Annotated in this window: 8 protein-coding genes; 5 read left to right on the forward strand and 3 right to left on the reverse strand. The window is 40.4% G+C overall.

What is annotated here, in order from left to right; genetic code table 11:
* Positions 1-393 precede the first annotated feature (393 nt).
* Entirely contained in the window at positions 394-984 is a 591-nt protein-coding gene (locus J4N23_RS00010; protein ID WP_207424950.1) for a helix-turn-helix domain-containing protein, read from the forward strand.
* Positions 981-2,096, forward strand: a complete 1,116-nt coding sequence (locus tag J4N23_RS00015) for a site-specific integrase (RefSeq protein WP_207424951.1) — start codon at positions 981-983, stop codon at positions 2,094-2,096. The genes J4N23_RS00010 and J4N23_RS00015 overlap by 4 nt, the downstream gene beginning before the upstream one ends.
* Positions 2,097-2,354: 258 nt before the next feature.
* On the opposite strand, the gene J4N23_RS00020 is transcribed toward J4N23_RS00015, so the two are convergent.
* The 3 genes from J4N23_RS00020 to J4N23_RS00030 all read right to left on the reverse strand — a co-directional run bounded on the left by J4N23_RS00020 (position 2,355) and on the right by J4N23_RS00030 (position 5,266).
* On the reverse strand, positions 2,355-3,473 hold the full coding sequence (locus J4N23_RS00020; protein ID WP_207424952.1) for a family 43 glycosylhydrolase: 1,119 nt from the start codon (positions 3,471-3,473) through the stop codon (positions 2,355-2,357).
* Positions 3,474-3,559: 86 nt separating this feature from the next.
* On the reverse strand, positions 3,560-4,714 hold the full coding sequence (locus tag J4N23_RS00025) for a glycoside hydrolase family 105 protein (protein ID WP_207424953.1): 1,155 nt from the start codon (positions 4,712-4,714) through the stop codon (positions 3,560-3,562).
* Between the two features lie 204 nt (positions 4,715-4,918).
* Positions 4,919-5,266, reverse strand: a complete 348-nt coding sequence (locus tag J4N23_RS00030; protein ID WP_207424954.1) for a hypothetical protein — start codon at positions 5,264-5,266, stop codon at positions 4,919-4,921.
* A gap of 294 nt (positions 5,267-5,560) precedes the next feature.
* Between J4N23_RS00030 and J4N23_RS00035 the strand changes: the two genes are divergently transcribed.
* The 3 genes from J4N23_RS00035 to J4N23_RS00045 all read left to right on the forward strand — a co-directional run bounded on the left by J4N23_RS00035 (position 5,561) and on the right by J4N23_RS00045 (position 15,489).
* Entirely contained in the window at positions 5,561-9,913 is a 4,353-nt protein-coding gene (locus tag J4N23_RS00035) for a hypothetical protein (RefSeq protein ID WP_207424955.1), read from the forward strand.
* Between the two features lie 477 nt (positions 9,914-10,390).
* Positions 10,391-13,621 carry a TonB-dependent receptor gene (locus J4N23_RS00040; protein ID WP_207424956.1) on the forward strand — a complete coding sequence of 1,077 codons (3,231 nt, stop codon included), beginning with the start codon at positions 10,391-10,393 and terminating at the stop codon, positions 13,619-13,621.
* Between the two features lie 20 nt (positions 13,622-13,641).
* Positions 13,642-15,489 carry a RagB/SusD family nutrient uptake outer membrane protein gene (locus J4N23_RS00045; RefSeq protein ID WP_207424957.1) on the forward strand — a complete coding sequence of 616 codons (1,848 nt, stop codon included), beginning with the start codon at positions 13,642-13,644 and terminating at the stop codon, positions 15,487-15,489.
* Positions 15,490-15,573 lie beyond the last annotated feature (84 nt).

Genomic DNA, 15,573 nt, shown 5'->3' on the forward strand with positions numbered 1-15,573 from the left:
AAACAGGCTCTACATTACCTGGGTGAGATTACGGGCACAGTCACAACAGACGACCTGCTCGATAATATCTTTTCCAAGTTCTGTATCGGCAAATAGATAGTATAAACAAGTACCAGTAGAAACGAAAAAATGCAAGAAAGCCGCTTAACACTGTGTTAAGCGGCTTTTTTTATGTTGTTTATTCGTAAATATTTAGTGTTGTTTGGATTGATTTTGTACCCTATTTGTACCTCATTCTAGTTTTGAATGAGAGCAAATTCAATGGGAGAAATTAGTTCCCTTAGCGACACTTAACGACCACTAACGACGACTAACAACCTCTAAAAGGGCACTTAACAACAGCTGATTACTGCAATGTAGTTTTTATAAGTTAAACGATAAATAAGTGCAAAAATGAGCTCAAACATTCAAGTAAAAAGGATTTGTCAGCACTGTGGAGTGGAATTCCTTGCTAAAACTACTGTTACGCAGTATTGCTCTGACCGCTGTGGAAAGAGGGCGTATAAACAAAGGATAAGGGATTCAAAAATTCAGAAGAGTGATCAGGAAACAGAAGAAAAAAAGCTCGTCCCCCTTTTAGAATTGAAAGACAAAGATGTCCTTACGGTTAAGCAAGTTGCAACATTATTGAAATGCTCAAGACGAGCAGTGTCAAAGATGATTGACTCTGGAAGATTGGCAGCAATGAAGTTCAGCGAAAGAAATACTAGGGTTAGACGCTCTGATGTAGAGGATCTCTTTCAATGTCAAATGCCAGAGGTTGTTTTCAGGGTTGATCCCCCTCAAATCAAATTTAAAGTTGAAGATTGCTACACGATTGCGGAAGCTGAAAACCTATTGGGTATGTCTTCGGCTGCAGTATATCATTATATCAAAAGAAACAAGATCCCAAAGTTTCAAGAAGGTCGGTATGTGTACGTGCCGAAAAAGATGATCGATTCATTAGCAATTAAAAAATCTCCTCTTTCAACCTCAAAGTCATGAAGGTAACTTTAAGAAAACGCGCGATTTCTAACGGACGTAAAGCCTTATATTTAGATTATTATCCTGCCTTTGTTCATCCTCATACTGGAAAGTTATCCAGGAGGGAACATTTAAAAATATACATTTATGATAAACCCAAGGATGCTCTTGAAAAGAAGCATAATAAAGAAACCTTAGCTTTAGCTGAAAATTTACGAGCAAAAAGACAGCTGGAAATTCAGAATAAGCAATTTGATTTTATTTCAGACAGCAAGAGAAATGAAAGTTTCCTGGAATATTTTAGAATGAAAGCTGAAAAGAGACGAGGCCCGAATTACTATAACTGGGATATGTCGGTTCGGTATCTTGAAGCTTTTGCAGGAAGTGGCGTTCGCTTCTTGGATTTGAATGAAGTATTTTGTGAAGAATACAAAGATTATATCTTGTCATCGCCTGCGATAGGCAACAGAAACAAGAAAATATCCTTCAATACCGCTGCAAGCTACTACGCAAAATTTCGGAACGTAATTAAGTCAGCATTTAAAGCCAGGCTATTAGTCACAAATCTTTACGAGTTAGTTTCTGGTATCGCAGAGAAGGATACACATAGGGAGTTTCTTACAATTTCAGAATTTCAGAAACTAGCTTCAACAGAATGTCAAGATCAGTCAGTGAAAGCGGCAGCACTATTTTCAGGATTGACTGGTTTGAGATTTTCTGATATTTATGCATTAAGATGGTCACAAGTGCGGGGCTCGCAAGGAGATTACCATTTGCAGTTTAGTCAGATAAAAACTTCTGGAGCTCAAAATCTTCCTATATCAGACCAGGCATACAGTTTATTAGGGGAACGCCTTGGCCCCGATCAAAAGGTATTTCAAAAGTTAAGCTATCATAAGATGAGAACTGTTTTGCAAAGATGGCTGGACGCAGCTCAAATCTCAAAGAAGATTACCTTTCATTGCTTACGTCATACATACGCAACCTTACAACTAGCATCTGGAACAGATATTTATACTGTTTCCAAGATGTTGGGACATAAGAATGTGAAGACTACGCAGATATATACTAAGGTAATTGATGATAAGAAGAAGGAAGCTGCAAATAGGATTAAACTGGATTTGACGAATTGAAAGATGCTGTTGTTGCAGCATTATCTCGAACATCATGCTCTAATTTTTAGCTAAATAGCTTAAAACTGCCAGCTCAAATTTGTTTTAACTGTAAGCTCCTCCATTCACTAGTATCGCTCTGGCTTTTTAAGAAAGCGTCAGCAATCAGTATTTTGAGGAGCTTATTTACATGCTTTAAAAGCTTATTGCAAACCGGTATTCAATACATATTTCTAAACAACAGTGAAGAGAGTAAGGAAGGCAACGTTGTTAACCCTTTTATTTCAATTTTTTTGCGCCTTTTTTCAATACAAAATCAGGTTGTTTGGAAGCTACCTTTATTAAGCCCTGCTTATCAAATTCTACTTTTACAATCCCCGGTTTTTCTCTCCAGGGCGCCTGGTTATCATTTCCAAAGAAACAGCTATACCAGTTTCCCGACTTATCTTTGAAATAGTTAGTACCGCCGCCGCAAGGAACTGCCTCATGCCTGTTCTGATAAGGACCATAGATATTATCGGATACCGCCGCCATACTGCTATATCTTCCCTGGTAGGAATCCGCTGCGGTTAAGTAATATTTCCCGTCCTTTTTAAATAGGAAAGCGCCTTCATGTCCTATATCCTGACAATCGCGACGAAGTGAACAATTAGATGCATGGTTTTTAGGGTTCAGGTCTGGATTAATCAGCACGGGCTTTTTCGGCTCTTCTGCCAAGCCACTCATATCATCCTTCATGCGTGCAATCCAACCGCCGCCCCAAACAAGGTAAACTACACCGTCTGTATCTTCAAACAAAGTAGCGTCTATATCACCTAGTAATCTGGCATCATTTGCAAGTGCGTTAACATAAGGGCCTTCAGGCTTGCCAGACACGCTTTTGAGTATTCCCCTATCGCCGGGGGGCATGCTTAAAGTGATATAGTAGTTTCCTTTAATGTATCTTAATTCCGGTGCCCACAACGCTCTTACTCTTTTTTTGTGGAAACGCCATTCCTTCTGCCAAGTCGCATCTTTATCAAACGACCAAACTAAGCCCATATAGTCCCACCTTTTTAGATCCTTCGATTTCCATAACTCAACGCCATCGTTGTGATCCCATATGTCATCCCCGGTAGAGCCTGTGAGGTAATAATTTCCGTCTCCCCCTAAAATAACAACCGCATCCCTGATCTGTGCTTCAATTATCGGCTTTATATTTGGAACAAGACCGGCTTTCACAGCAGAGCCAGTTACTTTTTCATTGACTTTTAGAAAATTCTTTCCTGGAGGATTTTCTTTCAGCCCGGGTCCACTAATGCCTAGATTCGTAGTTCGGGCGGATGTTACCTGTGTTTGTGCTTGCGCCTTCAGCCAAAGGCCTAAAATTGCAGTTAAAATGATTCCTGTTTTTTTCATATATTATCTAAGTGTGAATTGAAAAGACGTGAGAGTAAGGTTAATCCTGTTAAAGCTTGAAGTTGTGTAGTTTGTAGCCACTTTTGTCATCTGTTGAGGTACAAACATCCCATGATAAATGGACCTGTTGCCTTTGCGTCATTGTCTTTAACTCGTTCATTAACATAGTAATTTACACTGCCATCGCGATAGGGGCTGCCTCCAAGGCCCGCTACAGCGCAGCATTTGGTTAAGGTTAATGTACCGTCTGCATTTTTCCTGATTAAGTTTTTCATGATGCCACTATAAGCTCTTTCAGAAATTTCCAGGTACTTTTTATCCAGATAACCCATTTTTACCGCTTTTGCATAGCTGTACATAAACATTGCTGATACAGAAGCTTCGTGATAATTTCCCTTATAATTAGGCTTGTCCAATACTTGAAACCATAATCCATTTGCATCCTGATATTTGGGAAGCGTATCTGCTAGCTCTTTTATGATTTGTATCAGATCTCTACGCTGTGGATGATTTTTGGGAACAAAATCAAGAACATCAGTTAATGCCATGAACCACCAGCCAATACTTCGTCCCCAAAAGTTTGGAGAATGCCCCGTTGTTTTATCCGCCCACATTTGTTTTCGACTTTCGTCATAAGCATGATAATACAAGCCCGTTTTAAAATCGTAGGTTCTCTTAGCTGTTACCAAAAATTGATTTACTACATCATCAATTAAGTCTGGCTGATCGAACGTAACAGCATATTCTGCTAGAAATGGATCTGCCATATAAATACCGTCCAGCCATATTTGATGAGGATAAGCAAGTTTATGCCAAAACACCCCTTCAAGCGTCCTGGGATGTCTTTTCAATTGGCTCACTAGCAAATCCATTGCTAGCTTATACTTTTTTTTGCCTGTCTCCTTATATAACTCGAATAAGATTTTGCCTGGATTAATATAGTCTAGATTGTAGGTTTCGATTTTATACTGATGAATTTGTCCTTGGTCGTTTATCAGGGAGTCAGCCCATTGCTCAACGTACTTAAAGTATTTCGGATCTTTAGTAGCCTTCCACACTTTCAAAATTGCCAAACATCCAAGGCCTTGAGCATAACCAAAGTATAATCTTTTTCCATGGTCCAACTGCCAGGCTTGCGGAAAACGCTTTATTTCTGAATCAGCAAATAGAGTCCCCGTTTTCTGGGAAAAAACTTCCTTCAAGCTGAAAAGACAAATGAATATTAGAAAAACTTTTTTCATTAAAACGACATCAATCACTGTTGCAGATTTTTTTCAAACCTACGCTGTTACGCTTTTTTAATGTTTAGAAAATTGGTGAAACCGTTTCAAAATTTGACAAGGGTGCGGTAACGTATTTAATATTCAAGTTGCAGAAACTGTCTGGCGCTGCGTATTAATTAACCCTTATAGGCATTGGGTTCTACAGGGGAGATAAGTTATCACTTACGGCATCCAAGTATTGGTTTGATTATCATCGCTGATTGCAAAAAGCAATTCTTTGGAGCACAGTTTAATATTAAGACTAATAATGTTAGAGGCGGCTGGAGAATTGCAGTAGAGAGATAGTTTGCAATCAGTAGTGTCTAACCTAGTTTCATTGACGTTTTGCGTTCCGCACATTTCGTTTACAAAGCGCGATAAGAAGAATTCCACTTCTTCTACCTGTCTTGCCGTTTCAAAAATTTCTACAGGTATTTTCTTACAATATAATCGGTAAACAGTTATTAAAATCGCTTTCGCGTCAGTATTTGAAAGATTTTCACCAGAATTTAAAAGTCCGCCGATCAGCAAATCTCCAACTTTACACTCAATCTAATCAACATCCCTTGTTGAAAATATAATAATTGGTTAAGTGAGCCAGCCCCATGCTGGTTCATATTTTTGGCTTGGGACAGAACTAACAGTAAAACTTACGAAAGGAGTGTATGGGCAAATTTTAGAACATATAGCACGCGATGCTGACTGCATGCGACTGCTTTTAGAGTGAAACTCTGCTTTAATAAACGAGCTAGATGACCGAACGCGAATCGGTAGTATAGTTGGCAAAAGTAGATTAACAAGCAAAACCAAAAACTTAAATATAAAATGAAAAAACACCTACTATTTTTAATTATCATGTGCTTTTCAGGACTTCTCCTAAATGCACAGCAACTTGCTTTTCCCGGAGCTGAAGGCTTCGGTCGTTTTGCGACCGGAGGGCGAAATGGCTCGGTTTATCACGTAACAAATCTTAATGATTCAGGCCCCGGATCTTTGCGTGATGCTGTAAGTAAGTCTAATAGAATTGTCGTTTTTGACGTTTCCGGAGTTATTAAGATAGCAAGTCGTATTTCCGTTGCTTCTAACCTCACAATAGCAGGACAAACAGCTCCTGGAGAAGGGATTACGGTCTATGGTAACGGAATGTCCTTTTCTGGAGCTTCTAATACAATCTGCCGGTATATACGTATACGAATGGGGGTAAACGGCGAATCAGGGAAAGACGCAGTTTCGATTGCAGGAGGGACGGATATGATCTTCGATCATGTGTCCGTATCTTGGGGAAGGGACGAAAATTTTTCAATAAGTGGTGACGGTAGTCCTTTGGGAAGAATTACCATACAAAATTCTATTATTTCGCAGGGCTTACAAACTCATTCGGCTGGTGGATTGATTCAGACAAATGGAGGAGTAACGCTGTTTCGAAATCTCTACATCGACAATAAAACACGTAATCCTAAAGTAAAAGGGCTTAACCAGTTTGTTAATAATATAGTATATAACTGGGGTAACGGCGGCGGATATATACTTGGTGATTCTCAGGGCTCTTCCTGGGCAACAATCGTAAACAATTATTTTATTGAAGGTCCAGGCTACAATTACGATGGGGGAAAGGTAACTCCTACAGCACCTTACACTCGTGCCAATGAATATTTTCAGCTTTATGCAGCGGGCAACTTCCTTGATAATAATAATAACGGCACACTTGACGGAACTGAAAGTGTAAAGGCAGATTATGGACCTGCCACATGGATAACTGATGCTTCTTCGGGATGGACTTCTATTCCAGAGCTTCATCCTGTTATCCTGTCGCAAACCTCGGCAGAGGATGCTTATAATTACATTGTTCAACATGCTGGAGCATCTCTGCCTGTCCGAGATCCTGTTGATTCTATCTTGATGCGTGAATTAACGTCTCTAGGAACACAAGGGAAAATGATCAACAATGAGACCTCGCTTGGGCTACCCAAAAACGTAGGGAATATCTTTAATGCCCCAAAAGCTTCGGACGCTGATAATGACGGTATGCCAGATAGTTGGGAAAATGCCAATGGTACAAACGCAAATGCGGACGATGCAATGATTATTGGACCTGATGGATATGCCAATATTGAGCGCTATATAAATAGTATTAATTCTTCAATAACTTTCCTAAAATATCCGGTTAACCTCAGTATCTCGCTTTCTAACCCAACTACCGCAGTATTAAAGTGGACAAATGTAGAAACTAATGCTAAGCAAATTATCCTGGAAAAGTCTACTGACAGAGTTAATTATACTGCTGTGTCTACGTTTGCTGCCGATGCAACCACTGCTACATTAACAGTTACGGCCGACGCTCCGTGTTACTTCAGATTAAAAACCGCGGATGATACGCGCCAGTCATCATATTCAGAAACGGTGAAGATCTACGATGACGTGACAAAAGCCGGAGGAGGTACACTCAAGGGAACAAAAATCTTTACTCCACAAGAGGGAAAATATTACCGTATAATTAATTACGGGAGTGTCGCCTTCAATTCTGGTGCGAATTTTTCGGGCGTCGCAAAATATCTAAACGTTACCCAGGATAATTTAATTGGGTCTACAGCAACGTTTGTATGGGATAATCCTACCCTGTTATGGGAAATTACCGACGATGGCAGAGGTAAAGGTACTTATATTATCAAGAATGTTGGAACAGGGAAGTATTTTGGAAACGTCTCCAACAATAATACCACAGCAGTAGTCAACGAACCCAACGGTGGTTACAGCGTAATTTTTGGACTAAATCAATATCCAGCTCAAGCTGGTGTTGCTGATTCGGTCTCCTTTTTCAGAATACATAACGGAAGTAATCAATTGCGTCCACGCTCGTTTGGCGCTCAATGGTTCTGGTCCGGTGGCAGCACGAATCGGGCAGATATGCTTTATACTTTTGTACCGGTAAGTAAGGAGGCTGTTTCACTTTATCTCGGAGGCTTAAGAAACCTGATTGCTCAAGCTACTAGTCTGGCAAACGAGGCTCAACCAGGGTCAGATGTTTTACAATATCCTCCAGATGCTATTGCTGTTTTAAATCAGGAAATTGCAGCAGCACAGGCTTTTGTTGATGCTGTCGACTATTCTTCAACCCTACAGCCGGAGGTGGATAATGCCGTACTGGCCCTGCAAAGTGCAGTCAACAATTTCATTGCTGCGCAAATTCGTACATTTGCCAATCATAATCCCCAAAAACTTTATAACATTTTTAGTTACGGTACAAATTCCGGATCTGGTACAACTAGCGCATCTGCTTCAACCGCAAGACGTTATCTGGTTGCTATTCCTAATTATAACAGTACAAAGGATTCTCTGGTCTACATCATCGGTAAAAGTGATAATGATATCAAGGCAGGAGCTGTTGATGTACTTCAAAAACAGAAAAATGCGCAATGGATTATAGCTGAATCGGAAGCTAATCCAGGATTTTTTATTGTAAAAAACAAAGCGCGGGGGACATATTTAGCAATTGATAATTATTTGTCAGCTTCCCCGGTCGAAATCTATCCGTATTACCAGAAAGAAGATAACGGAAAACATGCATATTCTTTACAAGTATCGGATTTGAATACGAAGTGTTTTAATGTTGGAAATGTTGATGCGACAGGAAAGGGCGGTCCGCTTGCGTTTAGCACTCCCGCTGACAGGACCCGGTTGAGGTGGATATTCGATGAGACTGATGTTGCAGATGATGTTGCTCCTGACGTAATCACAAAGAATATCAGTATAGCTTTAAATGAAAACGGAACGGCTACTATTAATCCCTCTCAAATTGACGGAGGGTCGAGCGATAATGTAGGAATAGTTTCAATGACTCTGGACAAAACAACTTTCGATTGTTCTAATATTGGCGCTAACACTGTACTTCTTACAGTAGCAGACGCCGAGAATAATGTGTCGTCTAAAACCGCAATTGTAACTGTTCGCGACAGCATTGCACCGGTGCAAGTACAACTTCCGGATGTTACAGGCGAATGCTCTGCCGCCGTAACCGATATTCCAACAACTACCGACGGATGTGCCGGAACTATCACGGGAACAACCATCGATTCTCTTACTTACAGCACTCAAGGAACACATGTTATAACATGGAGATTTGATGATGGAAATGGAAATGTTACTACAGCTACTCAAAATGTAATAGTGAAAGATACGACCCCTCCTGTAGCACTAGCCAAAGATATCAACGTAACATTGGTAAATGGTTCAGCTACAATCGCGGCTTCAGCTATCGATAATGGAAGTAACGATGCGTGTGGTCTAAAATCATTAACAATTGATAGAATGCATTTCGATTGCTCAAACACTGGTAACAATACAGTTGTGCTTACGGTTACTGATGTGAACGGAAACGTTTCTTCAACACCGGCTACTGTAAATGTCATTGGCGTTACTCCGGTAGTTAAAATCGGTGTTTCCAGAACAGATGAAACATTTACTGGTCTTGACAACAAAACTATCGCTTTAGGTTATGGCGCACAAAGTTTAATACTTACTGCGTCAGACACCACTTCTGCAAATGGCTCTACAAGGTATAACTGGTCACCTGCAACAGGATTAAGTGATACAAACAGCCCTAATCCGGTGTTTACTCCAACTGCTGCTGGCAGCTATACATTTAATGTACTTGCTACTAACGAATTCGGATGCACTTCAAGCGCCGCTGTTACCATTACAGTTATCGACGTACGCAGTGGAAATAAAGGTAATAAAGTGTTGGTTTGCCACAAAACAGGCAGCAAGTCTAATCCATGGACACAAGTCAGCATAGGCTACAACGCAGTTGCAGAACACTTGAGCAAAGGTAGTTATTTAGGTGCTTGTACATCTCCAGCAGCGGCAAAAGTTGCTGCCATTGAAACCTCTGAACTTAGTCTTAATACTCTTAATGTAAGTAGCATTAACACCTTATCTGCGTATCCGAATCCATTTAAAACACAGACAAGGGTTGTATTTAGGTTACTTTCGGATCATCCAAACGTCTCACTGGACCTATACGGTCTGAAAGGAAAGGTGAAAAACATCTACTCGGGCCCTGTAAAAGCACATCAAGAGTACTCATTTAATTATGATACCGCTATTGCTCCTGGAGTTTATTTTTTCTTGCTAAGCGGTTCTAAACTGGCCTTAAGTTTTAAAGTTATCGTATCGCAATAAGTTGGGCTTATAAAAAATCGCTTAATGTTTGAAACAAGGGAACTGCCTTCATTAAGAATGACATTGACTTTATGTTACAGCATAAGGAGGGGGCTTTAGGAATAGCTCTTGAATTTCTTTCCTACAAGCGTTAGATGAAAAGCAAACTGTTCTGGTGCCTGGATTAGTCTTTTAAAATAGTGTTACAAATACTTTTCAAAAGGAATTCTGTCAAATATTGAAAGTCTTTCATCAAATTTTTAAACTTAAAAATCTCGCGACGGCGTAGGTTTGAGATATGGAAAGCGCAATTATTTTGTCTTGCGCAGTTCTCTAATTATCATTCTGGAAATCATTTTAATTACTGGCTGGGCCAGGTTGGTGTAGGGCGAGAAATCCATGACTCCACCCGTAAGGGAGAGTCGTGGATATTCTTTACCGCTGAATTATCGCAACTTTTTATAGACCATTAATACGTTTTTTATTAACAAACTAATTATGAACGAAGAATTAAAAAAGCTCTCATTAAGAATGTCCTCGCTTTTGATATTGCTCTGTTTGTGCTGGCAAACAACAGTAGCGCAAAGCCAAAAGCGGGTTTCAGGAACGGTAGCTGCTGCCAACGGCGAGCCAATTATCGGTGCTGCAGTTAAAGTAGTTGGCGAACAATCAGGTGCGACAACAGATGTAAATGGAAAGTTTTCCTTAGACGTCAAGCCTAGCGCCGTGTTAGAAGTTAGTTATTTGGGTTTCGAAACCCAAAGGGTCAATGTGGGCGAACACACTTCGATAAATATTATCTTAAAAGAAAATACCAAGACCTTGGATGAGGTTGTTGTTATTGGCTATGGGGTAGCGAGAAAGAAAGACCTGACCGGCTCGACAGTCTCTATAAAAGGGTCGGAAATTGCAAATATCCCGGTGACAAGTGCGGCACAGGCAATAACCGGTAAACTTGCAGGTGTTAATGTGGTAACACAAAGTGGCGCACCGGGAGCTCCTGTTAATATAACAATACGTGGTGGTACCTCAATCACTCAAAGTACTACGCCATTGTATATTGTTGATGGTTTTCAGATGGATAATGCCCTGAAGAATATCGACATTAACGATATCGAGTCTATAGATGTAATGAAGGATGCATCAGCTACAGCTATATATGGTGCACGTGGCTCAAACGGAGTAGTAATTATAACTACTAAATCTGCTAAAACGGGTAAAAGTCAGGTTTCTTACAACGGTTATGCAAGTTTTGAACGACTTAGCGAAAAGATAGACGTTATGAGTCCGGAAGAATACGTAAGGCACCAATACGAATTCCTGATGTTGCGTGGAACTCCAATGGATCAATTTACCAAGAATTTCGGTGGAGGTAATTCACAAGACCCCGCATTCTATACCGGAGCGTCTCAATACATCCATGACACCTATTCTCAAACTCAGGGGATAGACTGGCAGGATATTGTTTTTGGAGGTTCGTCGCTGCTTCAGAATCATAATGTAAGTGTTTCGGGAGGAACCAACAAGACAGGCTTTATTTTAAGCTATAACAATGTTGGGCAGCAGGGTATTCTTGATAAGCACGGTTATGGTAAGAATAACGTAAGGGCAAAAATAAACCATACTGTAAATGATCGGATTCGTGTAGACTTCAACTCAAACTACAACAATACAAAGTTAGAGGGAGGTGGATCTTTAGGTGGCCGTTTAAGGATGACGCTTATGGCGCCTGTTACGGGAGGAACACGCTTTACCAATGATCAAATGATCAATACGGATGATTTCTATAATAGCATATTGACTGATGTAGGAACCTATAACGTTTATAATCCAATACTTTTAAACAATGCTACTTCTTCTAAACAACTCACCAGACAATATATGGGAAATGCGGGAGTAGATATTAATATCTTAAAAAACCTGACTTTCCGAACAGCAGGAAGCTATTTTTGGCAGCAAGAAAGATCGGAATCTTGGGAAGATGAAACAACTCAGGGAGCAATAGCGAATCACGGTGGCCGTCCTTTTGGATCCAGAAATAATAGCGAAGAATATTCCTGGCAGATCACCAATACCCTTAATTGGAAACAGACTTTTGGAAAGCATAACATAAATGCACTTCTTGGGCAAGAGGCCTACAACTCTCAATCCATGTACTTGAACAATAGTTATGATAATTTCAATCAGGTAAATTTCGGTTTAAATAATCTCGACGGAACGCTGGTGTATGACAAGTCATCAGGTTTATCGAATTACCGGATTACCTCAGTGTTTGGCCGTGCACTATATAATTATAATGAAAGGTACTTGCTAACGGCTTCTCTAAGGGGTGATGGAGTGTCTAAATTTGCTAAAGGAAAGCAATGGGGGCTTTTGCCTTCTGCTTCAGCAGCATGGCGAATCACAGAAGAAAGCTTCATGAAAAACAATACCTTTTTCGATCAGCTAAAACTGAGGGTTGGTTACGGCGTCACTGGGAATTGTGATATCGATGACTATATGTATACTACTGCTTACGGATCGAATGTCTATGCTGTTAACAACACAAATCCAGTAGGGCTGGCGCCAGGTAGCAGACTAGGCAATCGGGAGCTAGTTTGGGAAAAGACGAAATCTGCAAACCTTGGACTGGACATTTCCATACTTAAAGGCAGAGTAAGCCTAACCGCGGAACGCTACAGAAATGTATCTGATAACCTATTGTTAGAAGTTGCTATTCCAAAAAGTACAGGCTATTCTACCCAGTATCAAAATATCGCATCTATTCGCAATCAAGGTTTTGAGTTCGTTCTTAATACAAGAAATATTGTTCATAAAGCTTTCACCTGGACAACAGACTATAATATGTCGTTTAACCGGTCCAAAGTGTTGAAGCTATACGGCACGGATACAAAGAGAATGCCTCCGGGTACTTTTCTTGTAGAGGAAGGAAGTCCACTGGGCCAGTTTTTTGGATATAAATATGATGGCGTTTACACAACGGACGACTTTGTGCAAAATGCAAATGGCTCTTATACATTAAAAGACGCGGTTGCAAGAGCTAAAGCTCCGGGAGGTACAATAAAACCGGGAGATTTGAAGTACGTGCCTACTGCAGGAGAAGTTGATGCGAACGGTAACCCTGTCTGGACTGCTAACGACCGCACAGTTATCGGCAGCGCATTACCAAAATTCACCGGTGGTATGGTTAATACCTTTGCCTATAAAGGATTTGATTTAAGTGTATTTGTGAATTTTAGTTATGGAAACCAGGTTATGAATGCCAACAAACAAAGCTTTATGGGTCCCAATATGGCTTTTACAAGTTCATTCTATCCAATGGCAAACCGTTTTGTTCTGATAGATCCAGCAACTGGCAGAGAAACCACGGACTTGCAACGTCTGGCAGCCTTAAATCCTAATCAATACGCAAAAGATGCAGTTTGGAGCTTGCAATCAAGAAATCAGAACGCCTTAACCGAAACTTCGGATTACTATCTTGAAGATGGCTCATTCCTTCGCATTAATACCGTTACCCTTGGCTATTCCCTTCCTTCAATGGTGTTAAAGAGAGTAGGATTAAAAACAACAAGGATGTATTTCACCCTTAACAATCCCTATGTCTTTACCAACTATTCAGGATACGATCCGGAAGTATCAAACTCAAGCAAAGGGTTTGAGCAAGGTGTCGACAGCTCTGCTTACCCTCGTTCCAAGAGCTTCGTATTCGGTTTGAACTTGACATTTTAAACGTATAAAAAGAGCAAAAGATGAAAAATCTATTATACAAAGGACTTTTGATTTTGTCCATCATCGCTGTTTCCTCCTGTAAGAAAGATTGGCTTTCTATTCCTTCGCCAACAAAATTGGATGACGAAACCGTGTTCAAAAATTTAAATGCTGTGGATATGGCTGTTTTAGGTATATATCCCAGTACTTTCCACCAGGAATTATATTACAATTTAACCGCTAATTCAGATGAGGTAATAACAACTGAAAACAACAATAGCAAGACAAGGCTGGCAACCTACAACTATACGCCTTCGGAGAGTCCCAGTGGGCTATATACGACGGCATATAGAGCAATCGAGATGGCGAACCTGGTACTGAAAAAGCTACCTCCTTATACTCCGAAAGATGCCAAAGAGGAAAAAAAGAAAAATATGCTATTAGGAGAGTGCTATGCCATCAGAGCGATGTCCTACCTAAATATAGTTCGTCATTTTGGAGATGTTCCTTATACTAATATTCCTACGGAGGATGCTAAATCCTATTCCTCAGGGAGGGTTTCCAGAGATTCCATCTACGATAGATCTATTCAAGATTTACAAAAAGCTGTAGAGTTATTGCCATGGCAAAGTGAGGGGATGATTCAGACTCCTGAACGCTTCTCAAAAAATGCCGCCTATGGTATTTTAGCAAGAACAGCTTTATATGCTGCAGGGTATTCCTTACGTTGGGATTTAAATACTTATTCTCCTTCATCATTGCAGTTAGCGCAAAGACCCGATCAAAACCGGATACAGGAGCTTTATAAAATAGCCTCGGATGCTTGTGAGGAGGTTATCAAAAGGGGCGAAAACCGTCTTCTTCCAAAGTTTGAGACTGTTTTTAGAGATCTCGTAAACGGTAGATACAATGCGGAGTCGATGCTTGAGCACGGCCAATTTGGTAATGACTTTAATAGCAGCGCTATCGGCTACACAAACGGGATAGCTATTTTAAGAGGGAACGTAAACTTTGGAAGATCATTCCCGCTGCAAGGCGCAATGCCAACGCTTTGGTTTGACTATGATGCACAAGATACAAGACGAGGCGTGACAATTGCCAACTTCGGATTAACCAGCACTAATGAACGCTGGCTAAATCCTTATTCTATGATGGGAATTGGTAAGTTTCGTGTGGTTTGGAAAGCAGACAAAGGGGTAGCTGATAACAAACGTAATATCAACTGGATATTTCTACGTTATTCCGATGTTCTGCTTATGTATGCAGAAGCTCAAAATGAACTAAATAATGGCCCGACAACTGCAGCGATCAATGCCTTTAAAGAGGTAAGAAAGCGGGCATTCAATGGCGATGAAACTAAGATTGGAGTCATTCCGACTAGCTACCAGGAATTTAAAAACGCTATTATAGAAGAGCGTAAATTGGAATTAGCATTTGAAGGTTGGAGAAAGACTGACTTGGTACGATGGGGCATTTTTTATGAAAAGCTTACGGAAACCCAGGCGAAGTTACAACAGCTTGCGAGAAGAGAAGCCGGCTCTAAATATGCGAATGTTCCTCGGTACGCTGCGTATAAGGTGGGTACAGTTAGTTTTGAAGACCCAGTTGTAGAAATTGTACCTAATTATACCTACATGACCCAGCCTAGTTCAACTGAAAGAACGAGATTAACAACAGAAGGTTATAAGTTAGTCAATTTAGATGGTGATGCTGTAAATACTGGTGCAACCAGGTTCAACTTTTTCGACACAAGCAACGGGCAGCTTTCTGCTTGGGTAACTAGTGTGTTCAGTGGACTACGTAAAAATCAGTCCGAATTACACCCTTTAGGTATCAGTAAAATTAATGAAAATCCAGGATTAACAGGTCAGGAACTACCGGGTTACTAGAAACTATATCCGCAGGAAAAAAATTGAAAGCTTTTCTCTTAAAAGTGCAGCCGGACGATCTCTTCGTTCTGGCTGCCTTAATAT

The organism is Pedobacter sp. SYSU D00535, assembly GCF_017355855.1.
Classification (GTDB): domain Bacteria; phylum Bacteroidota; class Bacteroidia; order Sphingobacteriales; family Sphingobacteriaceae; genus Desertivirga.

What these genes read in the sequence shown, in the direction of transcription:
- J4N23_RS00010 (WP_207424950.1), top strand. Translation starts at nt 394, where the DNA reads ATGAGCTCAAACATTCAAGTAAAAAGGATTTGTCAGCACTGTGGAGTG.
- J4N23_RS00015 (WP_207424951.1), top strand. Translation starts at nt 981, where the DNA reads ATGAAGGTAACTTTAAGAAAACGCGCGATTTCTAACGGACGTAAAGCC.
- J4N23_RS00020 (WP_207424952.1), bottom strand. Translation starts at nt 3,473, where the DNA reads ATGAAAAAAACAGGAATCATTTTAACTGCAATTTTAGGCCTTTGGCTG.
- J4N23_RS00025 (WP_207424953.1), bottom strand. Translation starts at nt 4,714, where the DNA reads ATGAAAAAAGTTTTTCTAATATTCATTTGTCTTTTCAGCTTGAAGGAA.
- J4N23_RS00035 (WP_207424955.1), top strand. Translation starts at nt 5,561, where the DNA reads ATGAAAAAACACCTACTATTTTTAATTATCATGTGCTTTTCAGGACTT.
- J4N23_RS00040 (WP_207424956.1), top strand. Translation starts at nt 10,391, where the DNA reads ATGAACGAAGAATTAAAAAAGCTCTCATTAAGAATGTCCTCGCTTTTG.
- J4N23_RS00045 (WP_207424957.1), top strand. Translation starts at nt 13,642, where the DNA reads ATGAAAAATCTATTATACAAAGGACTTTTGATTTTGTCCATCATCGCT.